The organism is Paenibacillus sp. PDC88, from assembly GCF_900106725.1.
Lineage (GTDB): Bacteria > Bacillota > Bacilli > Paenibacillales > Paenibacillaceae > Paenibacillus > Paenibacillus shunpengii.
In genome coordinates this window covers 307,312-323,350 of the sequence record NZ_FNNT01000003.1, presented here as the reverse complement: position 1 = coordinate 323,350, position 16,039 = coordinate 307,312, and the positions used below count along the sequence as shown (strand labels likewise).

18 protein-coding genes are annotated in these 16,039 nt (G+C 48.2%); 9 read left to right on the top strand and 9 right to left on the bottom strand.

Features of this window, described 5'->3' with window-relative positions; genetic code table 11:
• The first annotated feature begins 244 nt into the window (after positions 1–244).
• The 4 genes from BLW49_RS12010 to BLW49_RS29175 all read left to right on the top strand — a co-directional run bounded on the left by BLW49_RS12010 (position 245) and on the right by BLW49_RS29175 (position 3,015).
• Positions 245–802 (top strand): glycerol-3-phosphate responsive antiterminator, encoded by a 558-nt coding sequence (locus BLW49_RS12010; protein ID WP_076314359.1) that lies wholly within the window; start codon positions 245–247, stop codon positions 800–802.
• Positions 803–827: 25 nt separating this feature from the next.
• On the top strand, positions 828–2,321 hold the full coding sequence (gene glpK, locus BLW49_RS12005) for a glycerol kinase GlpK (RefSeq protein ID WP_090724819.1): 1,494 nt from the start codon (positions 828–830) through the stop codon (positions 2,319–2,321).
• 95 nt (positions 2,322–2,416) lie between these two features.
• The gene (locus BLW49_RS28775) at positions 2,417–2,572 is read left to right on the top strand and encodes a hypothetical protein (RefSeq protein WP_177178723.1); all 156 of its coding nucleotides are present in this window, start codon (positions 2,417–2,419) and stop codon (positions 2,570–2,572) included.
• A gap of 311 nt (positions 2,573–2,883) precedes the next feature.
• Positions 2,884–3,015, top strand: coding sequence for a hypothetical protein (locus BLW49_RS29175; protein ID WP_256209730.1), 132 nt, complete (start codon positions 2,884–2,886; stop codon positions 3,013–3,015).
• Between the two features lie 240 nt (positions 3,016–3,255).
• On the opposite strand, the gene BLW49_RS12000 is transcribed toward BLW49_RS29175, so the two are convergent.
• The 5 genes from BLW49_RS12000 to BLW49_RS11980 form a co-directional block, all read right to left on the bottom strand.
• Positions 3,256–4,263, bottom strand: coding sequence for a tyrosine-protein phosphatase (locus BLW49_RS12000; protein ID WP_090724817.1), 1,008 nt, complete (start codon positions 4,261–4,263; stop codon positions 3,256–3,258).
• Between the two features lie 147 nt (positions 4,264–4,410).
• Complete coding sequence (gene phnE / locus BLW49_RS11995) at positions 4,411–5,250, bottom strand: phosphonate ABC transporter, permease protein PhnE (protein ID WP_256209729.1); 840 nt, start codon at positions 5,248–5,250, stop codon at positions 4,411–4,413.
• Positions 5,247–6,038 carry a phosphonate ABC transporter, permease protein PhnE gene (gene phnE / locus BLW49_RS11990; RefSeq protein ID WP_076314364.1) on the bottom strand — a complete coding sequence of 264 codons (792 nt, stop codon included), beginning with the start codon at positions 6,036–6,038 and terminating at the stop codon, positions 5,247–5,249. Before phnE (BLW49_RS11990) ends, phnE (BLW49_RS11995) begins: the two co-directional genes overlap by 4 nt.
• A gap of 1 nt (position 6,039) precedes the next feature.
• Positions 6,040–6,807, bottom strand: coding sequence for a phosphonate ABC transporter ATP-binding protein (phnC, locus tag BLW49_RS11985; RefSeq protein WP_047911290.1), 768 nt, complete (start codon positions 6,805–6,807; stop codon positions 6,040–6,042).
• Positions 6,808–6,884: 77 nt separating this feature from the next.
• Positions 6,885–7,814 (bottom strand): phosphate/phosphite/phosphonate ABC transporter substrate-binding protein, encoded by a 930-nt coding sequence (locus BLW49_RS11980; protein WP_090724816.1) that lies wholly within the window; start codon positions 7,812–7,814, stop codon positions 6,885–6,887.
• A gap of 237 nt (positions 7,815–8,051) precedes the next feature.
• Between BLW49_RS11980 and BLW49_RS11975 the strand changes: the two genes are divergently transcribed.
• The 3 genes from BLW49_RS11975 to BLW49_RS11965 all read left to right on the top strand — a co-directional run bounded on the left by BLW49_RS11975 (position 8,052) and on the right by BLW49_RS11965 (position 11,789).
• Positions 8,052–8,708, top strand: a complete 657-nt coding sequence (locus BLW49_RS11975) for a GntR family transcriptional regulator (protein WP_083656004.1) — start codon at positions 8,052–8,054, stop codon at positions 8,706–8,708.
• 251 nt (positions 8,709–8,959) lie between these two features.
• A complete protein-coding gene (locus BLW49_RS11970; RefSeq protein WP_090724814.1) occupies positions 8,960–10,615 on the top strand; it encodes a glycerol-3-phosphate dehydrogenase/oxidase in 1,656 nt (551 codons plus the stop codon).
• A 193-nt stretch (positions 10,616–10,808) separates the two neighbouring features.
• Complete coding sequence (locus BLW49_RS11965) at positions 10,809–11,789, top strand: Gfo/Idh/MocA family protein (protein WP_076314368.1); 981 nt, start codon at positions 10,809–10,811, stop codon at positions 11,787–11,789.
• A gap of 86 nt (positions 11,790–11,875) precedes the next feature.
• Here the strand turns inward: BLW49_RS11965 and BLW49_RS11960 are convergent, their stop codons facing one another.
• From BLW49_RS11960 to BLW49_RS11945, 4 genes are all read right to left on the bottom strand, one after another.
• Positions 11,876–12,187 carry a winged helix-turn-helix transcriptional regulator gene (locus tag BLW49_RS11960; RefSeq protein ID WP_076314369.1) on the bottom strand — a complete coding sequence of 104 codons (312 nt, stop codon included), beginning with the start codon at positions 12,185–12,187 and terminating at the stop codon, positions 11,876–11,878.
• 153 nt (positions 12,188–12,340) lie between these two features.
• On the bottom strand, positions 12,341–12,877 hold the full coding sequence (locus tag BLW49_RS11955; RefSeq protein WP_076314370.1) for an AbrB/MazE/SpoVT family DNA-binding domain-containing protein: 537 nt from the start codon (positions 12,875–12,877) through the stop codon (positions 12,341–12,343).
• Between the two features lie 111 nt (positions 12,878–12,988).
• Positions 12,989–13,663 (bottom strand): CidB/LrgB family autolysis modulator, encoded by a 675-nt coding sequence (locus BLW49_RS11950; protein WP_090724813.1) that lies wholly within the window; start codon positions 13,661–13,663, stop codon positions 12,989–12,991.
• Positions 13,599–14,030 carry a CidA/LrgA family protein gene (locus BLW49_RS11945; RefSeq protein WP_076314372.1) on the bottom strand — a complete coding sequence of 144 codons (432 nt, stop codon included), beginning with the start codon at positions 14,028–14,030 and terminating at the stop codon, positions 13,599–13,601. The genes BLW49_RS11950 and BLW49_RS11945 overlap by 65 nt, the downstream gene beginning before the upstream one ends.
• A 164-nt stretch (positions 14,031–14,194) precedes the next feature.
• Here BLW49_RS11945 and BLW49_RS11940 point away from each other — a divergent pair, with 164 nt between their 5' ends.
• Both BLW49_RS11940 and BLW49_RS11935 read left to right on the top strand, forming a co-directional pair.
• Positions 14,195–15,082 (top strand): cidABC operon transcriptional activator CidR, encoded by an 888-nt coding sequence (locus BLW49_RS11940; RefSeq protein ID WP_090724811.1) that lies wholly within the window; start codon positions 14,195–14,197, stop codon positions 15,080–15,082.
• 100 nt (positions 15,083–15,182) lie between these two features.
• A complete protein-coding gene (locus tag BLW49_RS11935) occupies positions 15,183–16,037 on the top strand; it encodes a carbon-nitrogen hydrolase family protein (RefSeq protein WP_076314374.1) in 855 nt (284 codons plus the stop codon).
• Positions 16,038–16,039: the final 2 nt, after the last annotated feature.

Below are 16,039 nucleotides of genomic sequence, written 5' to 3'. Positions count from 1 at the left end.
AATAGTTTTCGTGAAAACGGTTAAAAAATAGAAAAATATTTTTGTGACACTTGCTATTATAACGATATTTGCGGAAGATGGAATAGGACTTTTGCATCTTGCAGGTGCCTTGTATTGACTTCTTCACTTCAACCGGATAGATTAACTATGAAAAAGATCACTAAAATCAAGGCTTTGCGCCCGTTTTCTTTGAAAGCGCTTCATGCGTATATGCCAACAATTACCTTTATTAGGGGGAGGGCATATGTCTTTTCATTCGCTGCCTATATTACCTGCAGTCAAGAGCATGAGAGAGCTGGAACGCGTATTGCACAGTCCTTATATGTATATTGTTCTGCTCGATTCTCATGTCGCTCAGCTGAAGAATATTGTCAAGCTCGCTGAGCAGCATGGCAAGAAGATCCTTCTTCATGCCGATATGATCAATGGGCTCAAAAATGACGAGTACGCTGCCGAGTTTCTATGCCAAGAGATTCGTCCCGCCGGTCTCATTTCGACCCGTGCCGGTGTCATCCGTGTAGCCAAGCAGAAGGGGCTGATCGCGATTCAACGCGTCTTTTTACTTGATACCATTGCACTGGAGAAGAGCTATGTACTAATTGAGAAGACCCAGCCCGATTATATTGAAGTTCTTCCTGGTATTATGCCCCATATTATCAAAGAAGTTTCATCCAGAACTGGAATACCTATATTTGCAGGTGGTCTGATTCGAACCGTAGAGGATGTCGACAATGCCATTCAAGCGGGAGCAACATATGTAACCACATCTAATCAGGAGCTTATCGCTCATTATCAAAAATAGCATTGGTTAACAGGAGGTAGAGCAGATGGAACAGTACATCATGTCATTAGATCAAGGAACAACGAGCTCGAGAGCCATTCTATTCAATAAAAAAGGGGAGATCGTATACACCGCACAGCGGGAGTTCCCTCAATATTTTCCGCAGCCCGGTTGGGTAGAGCATAATCCCAGTGAGATCTGGAGCTCAATTCTTGCTGTCATTGCAACTTGTCTGGCAGAAGCGGAGGTGAAGCCCTCCCAGATTGCCGGTATCGGTATAACGAATCAGCGGGAGACAGCGGTTGTGTGGGAGAAGGACACCGGTCATCCGGTATACAACGCGATTGTATGGCAATCCCGACAGACGGCTGATATTTGCGCGGACCTGAAAACTCAAGGTCATGAAGAGATGATCCGTCAAAAAACCGGACTGCTCATTGACCCCTATTTCTCCGCGACCAAGGTCAAATGGATATTGGATCATGTGGATGGGGCAAGAGACAGAGCAGAGCGGGGCGAGCTGCTGTTCGGGACAATAGACAGCTGGCTGATCTGGAAGCTGTCGGGAGGTACAGCCCATGTCACCGATTATTCGAATGCTTCCCGGACCATGATGTATAACATTCACGACCTGGAGTGGGATCAGGAAATATTGGACCTGCTTGATATACCCCAAGCGATGCTGCCTGAAGTGCGCGGATCTTCCGAAGTGTATGCACATACGGTTCCATATCATTTCTTTGGCTCAGAGGTTCCGATCGCAGGCGCTGCAGGAGACCAGCAGGCTGCACTATTTGGTCAAGCCTGTTATGAAGAAGGCGCAATTAAGAACACTTACGGTACGGGCTGCTTTATGCTGATGAATACAGGCGAGCGGGCCATCCATTCACAGCATGGGCTTATTACGACAATCGCCTGGGGGATCGATGGCAAGATTGAATATGCTTTGGAGGGAAGTATCTTTGTCGCCGGCTCTGCGATTCAGTGGCTTCGTGACGGGCTTCGCATGATCAAAGATTCCAAGGACAGCGAGTTGTATTCCTCCCGTGTGGATTCTACCGACGGCGTATATCTGGTGCCTGCCTTCGTTGGACTGGGCAGTCCGTATTGGGACAGTGAGGTTAGAGGCGCCGTATTTGGGCTGACACGCGGTACGAGCAAGGAGCATTTTATCCGTGCCACGCTGGAGTCACTGGCCTATCAGACCCGGGATGTACTGAATGCGATGCAGCAGGACTCCGGGAATCCCCTGGCTAAGCTGCGAGTTGATGGCGGCGCGGTGAAGAATAATCTGCTGATGCAGTTCCAGAGTGATATTCTGGGTGCTCCGGTCGAGCGGCCGGTTATTAGTGAGACCACGGCGCTCGGAGCGGCTTATCTTGCTGGTCTTGCCGTTGGATTCTGGAGCAGCCGGGAGGAGATCTGTGAGCAGTGGGCGTCAGAGCGGATATTTGAGCCGGGGATGGCTGAAGAGCAGAGAGAGCGGCTATATGCAGGCTGGCAGAAGGCTGTGGAGGCGGCGATGGTGTTTAAGATTTAGAGATAGTATTCAGTTAGCGCTGTAAGTTCCCAATGATTTGGTACAGTAAATGACAAAGGTGTTTCATTCACTGTTAAAGTGAGGTGGGCATAATTATGTTAGCTGTTATCATATTGCTTCAGATTATCATCATTGGTTATTTGATTAAAATTGATGGAAAGCTTCCGAAGAGGGACGTTGTCGCCGATGCTGTACAAGAAGCAATGGAACGAGATGAGAAAATTCGTAAAGAAAAGGAACGAAGTCAATAAACAAATTGGTATGCAATGATTGGCGGTTCTAATGCTGCTCCGGTAGTGAATATTCCGTCGATCGTTCTTGGACAGGAATGGCAGTGAATGGGCTATAAGGAAGCCATTCCTGTCCAAATACGAACGCTTCGCTTCTCCCTGAATATTTCACTCCCTCCGCAAGTGGAACCGCAAGTAGAAAGCAGCCCTCCCCTCTCAAACGGGAGGGGGAGTAGTAAAGTCCGGCTCGGCATTTCGCCGCCGGACTTTGTTGTGTTCAGGGTTCATTGACTTGCGTAATGAACCGGGCAGGGCTAAAAGAGTTAAGAGCGTTGCAAGAGCGGTGTAAGAGCGGTGCAGGAGCCGTGCAAGGGCAATACAAGAGCGGTAAAGCGGCGGGCGGTTCTTGTGCTGCTCCGGTAGTGAATATTCCGTCGATCGTTCTTGGACAGGAATCGCAGTGAATGGGCTATAAGGAAGCCATTCCTGTCCAAATACGAACGCTGTCGCTTCTCCCTGAATATTTCACTCCCTCCGCAAGTGGAACCGCAAGTAGAAGCAGCCCTCCCCTCTCAAACGGGAGGGGAATAGTAAATCCGGCTTGGCAATTCGCCAGCCGGACTTTGTGTTGGGTCGGTTTATTTGACTTGTGTAATGAACCTAGCAAGGCTAAAGAACGGGTCGGTTCATTTCTCAGTAATGGTTTATACCAGGAATTTCTTCTTAAGCTGTGTTCTTTCTTCCTCGGTAATGCCAAGACCGTCGTGAAGGTAGTTCTCGAATGTCCCATAGTTATTGTCGATCGCTTCCAGCGAAGCTCGGATAAAGGCAGCCTTCATCATCTCTGGAATCCCGTTTTTCAGTTCAGGCATTTGGTCCATGTATTGTTTATAATCTTCCTCTTTACTTGAGGACAGGAATCGCTGCATGAGTCCATCAAGCGCCAGGTTGGTAAGCTCATAATCTTCAATAACGACCTCGCGAGGCACTCCAAGCGTTAAGAGAATCAGTGCACATACGACACCCGTACGGTCTTTACCCGCAGCACAGTGGAACAAGGAGGTGTCACGATCTTCTTTCAGAAGCTCATGCAGGATAAGCGAGCATTTATCTGTGTTCAAGATCATCGCCTTATAGCCTGCATTCAGGTCAAGTCCAATCTTCTGCATTTCTTGCGGACTCGCTTCGGCCATAAAAGGGATATTCGTGTTGATCGCTTTACCGATGGCAGGGCTCGGGCGGCTCGCGACTTCAAAATCACTGCGAAGATCACAGATCCAATCAATTCCGAGAGCATCTGCGGTCTTCAGATCCTGCTCACTAAGTTCATGCAGATCTGCGGAACGCAGGAGCATTCCCCAGCGGGTTGTCCGTCCGTCCTCTGTAAGATATCCGCCCATATCACGGAAATTGACCACTCCATCGGTGTGAATCATACGGTCGGTTACGGTAGTGACGGAGCCGTCATTAAACTTTACATGATAATAGCTTCGCCCAGGGAACGGCGTTCTTGTAAAGGATGCACCTACCGGCTCGATCTGAACATCAAGCGGTGTGCTGTTGTTCTCATCAAATTCAGGGCTGGCTGAGAGGTAGATCGCTTCGGCCTTCAGGCTCTCTGGCATATTCCAGGCGAGCGTAATGATATTATTGCTGGTATATTTCGCTTGTACTATCGGTCCTTGCTCCAATGACGGGTTAAATGTAGACATAATAAATCCTCCTTTAGATTTCGATGAACATAACAGGTTCAAAATTCATTAAACCAACTCATAAACTGAATCGATTTCACAACTCATTAAATTAAACAATTCGATCTATACATCCTCTGGATTAAAGCTATTTAATATAATATGGATTTAACTCTTACGTGTTTTCAATTTCATTTTATACCTATTCGCAATGAACTCCACGCTGAATACCATGACGAAGACGACCAGGCCGACAAACAAAGCTGCCGCAAAATTGTACGATTTCATCGCATGCGTCATTTCAAATCCGATCCCGCCGGCACCGACTGCACCGAGGATGGTGGATTCGGCAATACCGCCTTCGAGCTGGAGCACACACCAGGCGATGAACGCCGTTTTCACTGTAGCCAGAATGCCCTGCATTACGATCTGCAGCCAGCTGGCTCCGGTTGCCCGCATTGCTTCAAGCACACCCTTGTCGATCTCTTCAAGTGACTGGGCAAATACTTTGACGAGCATGCCTGCGGCAGATATGGCGATGGCCAGCACACCTGGAAGCGGTCCAAGGCCGACAGACACGATGAAGATGAGCGCCCACACAATGGTAGGAATCGCACGCAGCAGAGAGGCTGCGCTTTGGATAACCCAGGCAATCAGCGGATGTGGTGTCAGGTTGCTGGCTGCGAGAAACGACAGGAAGAACGCAACGACTATACCCAGCACGGAGCCAATAATGGCCACTTGCAGTGATTCTACGGCAGCGAGCAGAACATGCTTCCAATCGGAGAAGTCGGGAGGGAACATCGTCCCCATATAACCCCACAGCTTCGTGAAGCCCTCGGCAATCTTGGCATAATCAAACTGCAGCTGCAGGAGACTGAATATAAACAGTACAGCGACCAGCGGAAGACCGATCACAACCAGCTTATTTTTCTTCGGCTTCGGCGGCTCGACCGTCGATGTCAGCACCGTAAAGGATGGCTTAGGCCCGTTTAGCTGCATACTCATATGATCCGCTCCCTTACGCGATTGGTAATCGTTTCAACGACAAGGACGATGACGAGCACGAGCAGAACGGCCATGCTGGCTTCCTGGTACTGAAACAATTTCAATTTGGATTGCAAAATAAATCCGAGACCGCCGCCGCCCACCATACCGACGATCGTGGAGGCGCGAACGTTAATTTCAAAGTTGTACAAGGTCCAGCCGATAAAGCCAGGCAGGAACTGTGGAATGACGGCTTGAGACAGCACTTGAAAATAGCTTCCGCCCGACGCGCGGACGGCCTCAACCTGTCCCATATCAATCTCTTCAAGCACCTCGGCAAAAGAGCGGGTCAGCATTCCGATCGAGATCAGAATGAGGGACATCGTTCCTACGACTGCGCCGAGTCCAAATGCAGCGACAAGCAGGATCGTCCAAATAATGACCGGGATATTCCGGAAGAGCGACGTTGCCGCCCGAACGAATACCTGCAGGTAAGGATGCGGGCTCGTTGTCGCCGCAGCCAGGAAGGACAATAGTCCAGCAACGATTGAGCCGATCACCATCGCAACAACACTCATATATAACGTCTGCAGCGCAGGCTCTACGAGCTGGGACAGGGATGAGAAGTCCGGCGGCAGAAAGTCGAAAAAGATAAATCGGAAGCTCTCACCAACGCCTGTAAACAGAGCTCCGAGAGTAAACTCAGCACCGATGGAGGACCAGATGATGAGCGCAAGCAGCACGATAACAAACAGAATCGTTTGAGTGCGTTTCATTTTACGGGCAGATTGCATTTGTGCCGCATTCATGTCAGGCGGTCTCCTTCACTTGGGAATTGGTCTGGTTGTAGATCAGCCGGATCATCTCGTCCGTAAGCTCATCTGGTGTTCCATCGAATACTTTGGTTCCTTTATGAATGCCGATAATACGGGATGCATATTTCTTCGCGATATCTACCTGATGCAGATTGCATAGACAAGCGATGCCTTCCTCATTACAGATCGTGTACAAATAGTTCATGATCGTTTCCGATGAGGCGGGGTCCAGACTCGCGATCGGCTCGTCAGCAAGAATCAGATCGGGTCTTTGGGCAAGTGCACGGGCGATACCTACCCGCTGCTGCTGTCCGCCGCTCAGCTCGTCGGCCCGCTTGTACATCTGTTCGAACAAACCGACGCGCTGCAGCATCTTCTTCGCCGCTTCTGTATCTGATTTGGAGAAGAGGCCAAGGGCTCCCTTGAACGCACTCATGTACCCCAATCGGCCATGAAGTACGTTTCTTAGTACGGACACACGGGTGACCAGATTATATCCCTGAAAAATCATACCCATATGACGGCGCAGCTCACGCAGCCTTTTGCCCTTGATCCCCATCGTTTCGCTGCCTTTAAACTGGATTTTGCCGTCCGTTGGCTCAATCATCCGGTTCAGGCTGCGAAGCAGGGTGCTTTTTCCCGCTCCGCTCGGCCCGATGACAACAACGAATTCTCCCGGATTAATTGTAAGATCGAGGTTATCAAGCGCCTTCGTGCCGTCTGGATATACTTTGGACAAACCTTCCACTTGTAGTAGTGTCATATTAAAAATCCTCCCCACTTTTCAAATACTCAGCTTATTTGAATCCAATTCATCGTCGCTATGAATTACGAAATTAATTATTTGCTTAACAGTTCTTCTGGAGACATATCAAGTGCCTTAGCTACATCACGAATGGGATCAAAGTCGCTGTCACTGCCTTCCACAAAACGAGCAGCGCCCACACTTTCCAGGAAACTAGGGTTTTTCTCATGGTAATTCACCATAAGCTCACGCAGCTGTGTTACTAGTTCTTCAGGCAAATCCTGACGATACAAGAGCGGTGCACCGCCGACAATCGGCTCGGATTCAGCAATCACACGGAAATCATCTTCACTCACAAGACCGGATTCTGCCATCATAGGTACCATGAGGCTTGAAGTACCGATCGCATCTGCATTGCCGTTAGCCAGCGCAAGCAGGGATTTGTCATGTCCACCGGAGAAAGCAACACTGCCGAAGAAGGAATCCAGCTCTTCATTCGTCAGGCCAAGCTCGTCCATCAGTGTTGCACGCGGGTACAGGTTCCCAGATGTGGATGCCGGATCAGCGAACAAGAAATCCTTGCCTTTCAGATCTTGTACCGTTTGATAAGGAGAATCCTTCTGAACCAGAATGACAGTATTCGATGGTTGATCACTTTCTGAACGGACAAGCAGCTTGGCGTTGGCGCGTTCTGTAGCAATAATATATCCGAAGGGACCGATCAACCCGATTTCAATTTTGCCTGCACGCAGTGCTTCAATAACCATGTTGTAATCTTCAGCTACAAAAATTTCGGCGGGAATGCCGGTTGCTTCTGTAATATCTGCGGCCAGCTGATCCTGCGAACGGTTCATCTCGCCTTCTTCACTTGGCATCATACCGATTCGAATGACCTCCGGCATGCCTCCCTCACCTTCACCAGAGGTTGAGCTTGCTTCGGCACCGCAGCCAGACAGAATAACGAGCATAAGTATAAGTGATACGATTAAGCTTTGATGACCTTTACGACCCCTATTTTTTAACATGTTATATCCTCCCGATATTGAAGTTCATATTATGTGGTACACAAGTAGGATACAAGTTGAGTGTAAGAAGAATGTATCGGTAATTTTGAAGATTTGTAAAATATTCGGCAGGGTTGCGGCCTTTCTTCGCGTATTGTTAATATGAGGTAAAATGATATCGAAAATATAGATATTTTGTTTGAACTGTGATAACAATCGAGTGTGAGTATAAGTCATGGGCAGAAAGGGACTACATAAATGATGAAAAAAAACTCGCTGGTTGATACGGCATACACGTTGCTGCGTGATCAAATCGTTCGCGGGGAATTAATGCCAGGGACGCTGCTGTCAGAGAATGAGCTGTCCGTAGATTTTCAGATGAGCCGGACGCCTGTAAGGCATGCCATCGCTCGTCTGGAGTCAGAAGGATATGTAACAGCACTCAAGAATCGCGGAATACTGGTCAAGGAAATGAACAGCAAGGAATTCATCGATTTGAATGAACAAATTCAGTCTATGCTCTTCTACTGCTTCCAGGTAATGAAGGACCGCAGCAGAGATATTTATATAGATCTAGAATCACTGACTGCCCATGTAGAGGCACAGCGGACTGCAGAGCAGAATAATGATTATGCGATATATATCGAGCATCACTTTCTGTTTATGAGGGAGATCGTAGCATCCATTGGCAACACTGTTATGCTGAGCACCTTTGATTCCTTTAAGGATAAACTGGGGATGTATGCGATTGTCCGGTTCAAGCTAACGCCTCACATCAAGCACTATAGCGCGATCGGCATCAACCGGGATACGCTGAAAGTGCTCAAGGAGCAGAATTATGAAGCTGCCCAGGAGGTTGTGCTGCAACTGGGCCGTATAACAAGGGAGAGAATGCTGGCTACTGGACAGTTTTAAGGAGAAGAGAGCCAAGCATTTATTTTTCGTCAAGAGGGATAGGAATACACAGATGGACAGATGGTTTAAGATATACAGTTAAAGGTTTGCATTACGGTTAACCCGTGTTATGATAGTCGTAACAAGTTAATAGTTGTCAGGAGACGAGGAGAGACCGCGAATACATTATTTGGCACCCTGCCATTGATGTTTATTTCGTGGTCTCTTTTTCTGTTTTCTGTGTGTAAATATAAGAAGCGGAGGTCATAGATATGACAGGATTTGCTGAACTGAACAGAACAGATGCCATAACGGCGATGAGTAAGGAGAACTTTGATCTATTGATTATAGGCGGTGGTATTACAGGGGCTGGTATTGCACTAGATGCCGTAACTCGGGGGATGAAGGTAGCGCTCGTCGAAATGCAGGATTTCGCCGCAGGTACATCCAGCCGTTCCACGAAGCTTGTGCATGGAGGGCTGCGTTATTTGAAGCAGATGCAGATCGATGTTGTGGCTGAGGTCGGGAAGGAGCGCGCCATCGTTTACGAGAATGGACCGCATGTAACGACACCGGAGTGGATGCTGCTCCCTTTCTATGAAGGCGGGACATTCGGTAAGTTTATGACATCCATTGGACTTCGTGTTTACGATTTTCTGGCCGGGGTGAAGCGAAGCGAACGCCGGGTCATGCTCAGCAAGGAGAAGACGCTCAGCAAAGAGCCCCTGCTGAAGAAAGAAGGAATGCTGGGCGGCGGCTACTACGTGGAATACCGGACGGATGATGCACGACTAACGATTGAAGTCATGAAGGAAGCTGTGAAAAATGGTGCTCTCGCCGTGAACTACGTCAAGGCAAATTCATTCATTTATAAAGACGGCAAGGTGTGCGGTATCCAGGCGAAGGATCTGATCGGAGGCACCGACTTTACCATACATGGAGCGAAGATCGTCAATGCAACCGGTCCTTGGGTCGATCAGCTGAGAGAGAAGGATCAATCGAGGCAAGGGAAAGTGCTCCAGCATACCAAAGGCATTCATCTTGTCATTGACCAAAGCCGGTTTCCACTGAAGCAGGCGATCTATTTTGACACACCGGATGGAAGAATGGTATTCGCCATTCCACGTGACGGCAAGGCGTATGTGGGGACGACGGATACGGTATATAAAGAAGAACTCGCGAATCCTACGATCGAAAAAGAGGATGCTGAGTATGTTATCAAAGCGATTAACTATATGTTCAGTGATCTGAACATTACGATTGATGATGTCGAATCCGGCTGGGCGGGGATTCGCCCTCTTATTTTTCAGGAAGGAAAGAGCGCCTCAGAAATATCACGGAAGGACGAAATTTGGCAGTCTAACTCCGGTTTGATCACGATTGCGGGAGGCAAGCTGACTGGTTATCGCAAGATGGCGGAGAGCGTTGTGGATCTGACTGCGAAACTATTGCATAACGAAGGAAAAGGGCCTTTCAAGGCATGCCAAACGGTTCGTATGCCGATCTCAGGCGGACATGTCGGCGGAAGCACGGGCTATCCTGCGTTTGTTCAGCGAATGACAGAAATCGGTATGCGGCATGGACTGACCCAAGCGGATGCAGCACGTTTGTCACAGATGTACGGGTCGAATGCAGAACGGTTATTTCAGCATACGGAAGGCAGTGAACCTTCTCTTGGCATTCATCTGCCAATCGAGGTGCTCATGCAGTTGAATTATGCAATGAAGGAAGAGATGGCGGTAACGCCAGCCGACTTTTTCATCCGCCGTACAGGGGCACTTTTCTTCCATATTGACTGGGTTAAGCAATATAAAGCTCCCGTCATTGAATACATGATGAAGGTGAATGGCTGGACAGACGTCGAGCAGCAGATCTACACACAGGAGCTGGACCAGCTTATTGCAGAGACTAAACCGGCAGCAGGCTGAGACAATTCAGAACAAATAATGATTAAGATGTATGCCCTCTTCAGGAGGGCATTTTTTTCGGTGGTTTAGATAGAGTTCGCCGGTTAAATTTGTTATCCTTAATAAGGAAAATGATGATAACATGCGGAGGCGTTTCATGGGTTGTGGTTCTCAGTGAAACCGTTATCTTAATTAGAAAAGGGGAATTGGCGAGATGACACTCAGAATTGGAATTATCGGCACGGGCTGGTTCAGTAAGGTGCACGCCGGGCTGCTGCAGCAGATGGAGGGTGTACAAGTTCAATCCATCCTTGGGACAAGCTCGGAGAAGGCAGACCGAATGGCAGCAGACTATGCTGCAAAGGGTTACGATCAGCTGACAGATATGCTGGATGCTGAACAGCTGGATGCCGTATATATTTGTGTTCCGCCTATGTCTCATGGGGAGATTGAGCTTGCGCTCATTGAGCGGAATATTCCATTTCTCGTTGAAAAGCCGCTGGCAACGGATCTTCTATTACCGCAGAAGATCGAGGCTGCCATTCGGGAGAAGGGGCTGCTGACATCGGTGGGCTATCATTTCCGTTATCAGGAGACGGTGGACCAGCTGAGGCTGGATCTGGCCGGACATACCATTGGCATGGCGAACGGAGCATGGAATGGAGGCATGCCAGGAGTCGCTTGGTGGCGGCGTCAGGAAGGATCAGGCGGACAATTTATTGAGCAAACGACACATATTGTAGATTTGCTGAGATATGTGGCCGGAGAAGTGGTGGAGGTTCAGGCTATGTACGCAAACCGCAGCCTTCACGAGCTGCATGAAGGTGTAAGCGTACCTGATGTAGGAACGGTCAATTTGCGGCTTGAGAGCGGAGCCGTAGCAAATATTTCCAACACATGTATTCTACCGGATGGTGTACCGGGTAGCAGTGGGCTGACCTTCTATTCATCTCATGGTGTATGGGATTGGAATCCGGAGAGGCTGCAGATTGCGCAGCCCGAACCTGCAGGGATGACAACAATAGAGAATAAGGGCAACGCATACTTGCTGGAAAATGAAGCCTTCATTCATGCCCTGCGTACAGGTGATCGAAGCCGTATCCGTTCCGATTACTCGGACGCGGTTCGTACACAAGCAGTCACCGTGGCTGCCCTGAAATCTGCGCAGACCGGAGAACGTGTTTCCCTTTTATGATCCTCATTAAACATACATGACAATAGCAAACAGCCCTGGGACAGATTCTTATCGATCGATTCTGCTCAGGGCTGTAACTCATAAATTTATATAATCCACTCGGTGGACCATTCGTAAATTTCTTTAATGACCGGTTCAATGGCATGGCCCTTATCCGTGAGCTCGTACTCGACGCGTGGAGGAATCTCCGGATACATCTTACGGGTGACAATACCAGCGACCTCCATCTCCTTCAGTCTTTCGGACAGCAGCCGCCCGCTGATAGCCATAGCTGCTTCCAGCTCCGTAAAGCGTTTCGGGCCAGATAATAAATGATACATAATGAGGACAGCCCATTTCTTGCCTAAGAGGTCCATTGCCTGGGTAATCGGGCATCGCTCGTTGTTTTGGGGCTCCATGAGATCACCTCGAATTATAATAGAACAGAATCATACTAATGGATATAACTCTATTATACCTCTTAACTCAATAAATTCGAGTCAAGCTGTGAATAAAAAAAACGAAACCCTCTCGATCTACCGAGAGGGTTATAGTAATTCATATTAATATGACTAGAGGAGCTTCTTGAGCTGAGATACACGGCCTTGACTAATACCTAACTTCTCAGCGATTTGATTCTGCGAGATACCTGGATTGCCTTCTATAATTTCTTTCATCCTGCGAAGCATTTGGGCTGTCTTGGGACGTACGTCACGGGCAAATTCATCCGATCCCGTTGAATAAAGATGTTTATGTACAGTTGATGATCCTGCGAATTTCGAATCTGTAAATGGGGATAAGCGGTGTTCTTGGTTGGAATTAGTCGAACCTTGTCGATCAGACTCAGGCATGTCCACCGAATGATCCGTGAATTTCAGTTCCTGAGCGCAGCTCTTACAAATAAATTGTTCCTTGAAATACATCTCCGTGTCCACATTTCCACAAAAAATGCATAGAGTAGACTTGTATTTACGAAGAATTAATTCTTTACCTTCAATAAAAAACTCCAGCGGATCTCCGATATCGATCTCCATGGTGTCACGCATTTCCTTGGGAAGTACAATTCGGCCAAGACGGTCGAGCGCTCTTTTCATACCGGTTCTTTTCATGGGTAATCTCCCCCGCTAATCAGCAGATATTATCATTTCTTCATTTTAAGGGAAGAATGTACTGCAATACAATAGGTTTTTTCAAAAATTAGCCAATATAATAGACTAATATTATAGAAATACCGAAAATAGGGGGGAGACCATGAGGGTAATGAGAGCGGCGAGAACCATGGATATACTCGAAATGGTACCTGTCAGCGGGCTGTATTCGAATGCTTTGGAAGTCCCGGTACCGTGCGCACTTGTACCAAAAGCGATTCCCCTGGCAATCTCTCCATCGATTTTCAGCCATTTTACTACATTGGGTCCGATCAGCAGCCCAGTGAGACCTGTAATGACAACGAAAACGGCGGTTATTTGCGGAATTCCGTCGATCATTGTCGAAATATCCATGGCTATCGGTGTTGTGATGGAGTGAGGGACGAGACTGGTTTCCAGCGCTGTGTCCAGATTAAACCATCTTGCGGTAACCATAGTGGAGATGATGGCGGTGAGCGAGCCGCTTGTAACTCCAATGGCGATCTCTCGCCAATTCTTCTTTAAAGCATCGAAATGCTTGTAGAGCGGTATTGCAAAAGCGATTGTAGCAGGCTGAAGCAGCAGTGTAATCAAACTGCCGCCCTCGTTATATGACTCATAAGACGTACCGGTTAGAAGCAGAACGACGACAATTACCGCAGGTACGATAAGCAGCGGGGAAAGGTAGACCTTAGGAAATTGTTTATACATTTTTTTGGCCAGCAGATAGATGGCTATGGTGAACAGGAGACACAGCAGGGCTGTCATAGGGTTTATTCTCCTTTCTCTTGGTGATTGCCTGAGCCGCAAGCCCGGATAGTGCCATGACGATAAATGTGCTGATAAGAATCACGAGCAGAATGCTGAGACCGCTCTGTTTCATGAGATCTAGATGGTTCATGATGCCGACAGCGGAAGGAATGAAGAATAGCAGCATTTCAGCCAGCAGCCAGCTGGCACCGGCCTCGATCCAGCGCAGCTTAACGATACCGGTCTTCAACAATATGAATAGCAATAGCATGCCAATGATGGAGCCGGGGATCGGCAGCTGTAAGAGCTGTACCAACCCATTCATCACAAATGAGATGACGAGCAGAATCACGACTTGAAATAGGATCTTTCCCGTTTGCTTCATAAGATGAGTCCGCCTCCTTTATATTAAAGTGATAATAATGTCTTCCATTCTCCTAGAATGTATACTAGTTGTTACTGAAATTTTACATGATTCATTTTCATGAGTAAAATGCATATTAAGCATGCCTGTCATTCCATTTTTCTATAGAAGGTGATTATTAATCCATGGATATTCGGCATTTGCAGTATTTTCTAGAGGTGGCGAGGCAGCACAGCTTCACGAAGGCAGCGCAGGTGCTGTTCATCACGCAGCCAACGATCAGCAAAACGGTAAAAAGTCTGGAAGACGAGCTTGGTGTGACCCTGCTTGACCGTTATGGCAAGAATGTGAAGCTGACCGATGCAGGTGAAGTATTTGCCCGTCAGGCCCAGGAGATTGTGACTTCATTCCACAATTTATCCTCTGAGCTGGATGACCTGATGAATTTGAAGAAGGGGCATATCCGGATCGGACTCCCGCCTATGATCGGCGCTTCTTTTTTTCCTAAAGTAATTGGTGCATTTTATAAGCAGTATCCGAACATTACAATTGAGCTGTTTGAGGATGGCGGGAAGAAGGTCGAGAATGACATTCTGTCGGGTGCGCTGGACGTGGGGGTGACGGTACTGCCTGCAGATGAGGATTTATTCGACAGCTATATCTTCGTTGATGAATCCCTGAAGGTCGTCCTTCACCCAACACATCCACTTGCAGAACAGGATGAGATTCAGCTCGCCGAGCTTAGCGAGGATGGATTTATTTTGTTCCGCGAGGATTTCTCACTGCATGACCGGATTATTGGAGCCTGTCAGAAGGCAGGATATCAGCCGCGAATTATATATGAGAGCGCACAGTGGGATCTGATCAGCAACATGGTTGCCGCCGGACTCGGGGTTGCTCTGCTGCCGGAGACGATCTGCAGAGAGCTTCGCCAAGAGGAGGTAAGGATCCTTAAGCTGAAGGAGCGGATTCCGTGGGATCTCGGCATGGTGTGGCGGAAGGACCGCTACCAGTCATTTGCGGTACGAGAGTGGATTGCTTTCTCAGAGAAAATGCTTAAGCCTAAGCACTAAACAGAAGGGATATTCCCTGATACAATGGCTTTGAAGTGACGATTCAATACTTAGACCATGACCCACATCGAACTTTAGATAAGTGAAGGAGGAAGCCCGAATGAAACTGCGTGTATCTGCCGTACAATACAAGCTTCAGACTATTACCAGCTTTGAGCAGTTTGCAGCCCAAGTGGAGCATTATATAAAGACAGCCGAGGAATTTGACGCCGAGTTTATCCTGTTTCCAGAGTTTATGACAACACAGCTGATGTCGATCGGCGATGAGAATAGGAATGCACTTGGGATCGAGGATTTGCCGAATTTTACGGAGGCTTACGAGGCTTTGTTTACACAGCTCGCCAAGCAGTACAATGTCCATATTATTGCAGGCACTCATGTGATCAAGAAGGATGACAAGCTGCTGAATACCGCACATCTATTTTATCCGAATGGCCTGATCGGCCGGCAGCCGAAGCTGCATATTACGCCTACGGAAGTGAAGGAATGGAATATGGGGGCAGGCGAGGGATTAACGGTATTTGAGACGGATAAAGGAACGATTGCCGTGCTGACCTGCTACGATATTGAGTTTCCTGAAATTGTTCGTATGGCCAAAGCCAAGGGAGCGGATGTGATCTTCTGCCCTTCTTGTACGGATGACCGTCACGGATTCTATCGTGTTCGATACACAAGCCATGCGAGAGCTGTAGAGAATCAAGTATATGTGGTTCTGACCGGAACGGTCGGAAGCCTGCCGACCGTTGACTTCATGCGGGCCAATTATGGTCAGGCTGCGATTATTACGCCGAATGATATTCCGTTTCCGCCGCGCGGAATTATGGCCGAAGGGGAAATCAATGACGATATGATCGTAACCGCGGATCTGGATCTTGACCTGCTGTATGAAGTGCGTGAGCGCGGAGCGGTAACAACCTGGCGTGACCGCCGGGTGGATCTGTACCCAGACTGGTAGAA

Coding starts and splice junctions, on each gene's coding strand:
- BLW49_RS11965 (WP_076314368.1), top strand. CDS start 10,809: ATGACACTCAGAATTGGAATTATCGGCACGGGCTGGTTCAGTAAGGTG.
- BLW49_RS11970 (WP_090724814.1), top strand. CDS start 8,960: ATGACAGGATTTGCTGAACTGAACAGAACAGATGCCATAACGGCGATG.
- BLW49_RS12000 (WP_090724817.1), bottom strand. CDS start 4,263: ATGTCTACATTTAACCCGTCATTGGAGCAAGGACCGATAGTACAAGCG.
- phnC (WP_047911290.1), bottom strand. CDS start 6,807: ATGACACTACTACAAGTGGAAGGTTTGTCCAAAGTATATCCAGACGGC.
- BLW49_RS12010 (WP_076314359.1), top strand. CDS start 245: ATGTCTTTTCATTCGCTGCCTATATTACCTGCAGTCAAGAGCATGAGA.
- BLW49_RS28775 (WP_177178723.1), top strand. CDS start 2,417: ATGTTAGCTGTTATCATATTGCTTCAGATTATCATCATTGGTTATTTG.
- phnE (WP_076314364.1), bottom strand. CDS start 6,038: ATGAATGCGGCACAAATGCAATCTGCCCGTAAAATGAAACGCACTCAA.
- BLW49_RS11950 (WP_090724813.1), bottom strand. CDS start 13,663: ATGACAGCCCTGCTGTGTCTCCTGTTCACCATAGCCATCTATCTGCTG.
- BLW49_RS11935 (WP_076314374.1), top strand. CDS start 15,183: ATGAAACTGCGTGTATCTGCCGTACAATACAAGCTTCAGACTATTACC.
- BLW49_RS11955 (WP_076314370.1), bottom strand. CDS start 12,877: ATGAAAAGAACCGGTATGAAAAGAGCGCTCGACCGTCTTGGCCGAATT.
- phnE (WP_256209729.1), bottom strand. CDS start 5,250: ATGAGTATGCAGCTAAACGGGCCTAAGCCATCCTTTACGGTGCTGACA.
- BLW49_RS11940 (WP_090724811.1), top strand. CDS start 14,195: ATGGATATTCGGCATTTGCAGTATTTTCTAGAGGTGGCGAGGCAGCAC.
- BLW49_RS11960 (WP_076314369.1), bottom strand. CDS start 12,187: ATGGAGCCCCAAAACAACGAGCGATGCCCGATTACCCAGGCAATGGAC.
- glpK (WP_090724819.1), top strand. CDS start 828: ATGGAACAGTACATCATGTCATTAGATCAAGGAACAACGAGCTCGAGA.
- BLW49_RS11975 (WP_083656004.1), top strand. CDS start 8,052: ATGATGAAAAAAAACTCGCTGGTTGATACGGCATACACGTTGCTGCGT.
- BLW49_RS11945 (WP_076314372.1), bottom strand. CDS start 14,030: ATGAAGCAAACGGGAAAGATCCTATTTCAAGTCGTGATTCTGCTCGTC.
- BLW49_RS11980 (WP_090724816.1), bottom strand. CDS start 7,814: ATGTTAAAAAATAGGGGTCGTAAAGGTCATCAAAGCTTAATCGTATCA.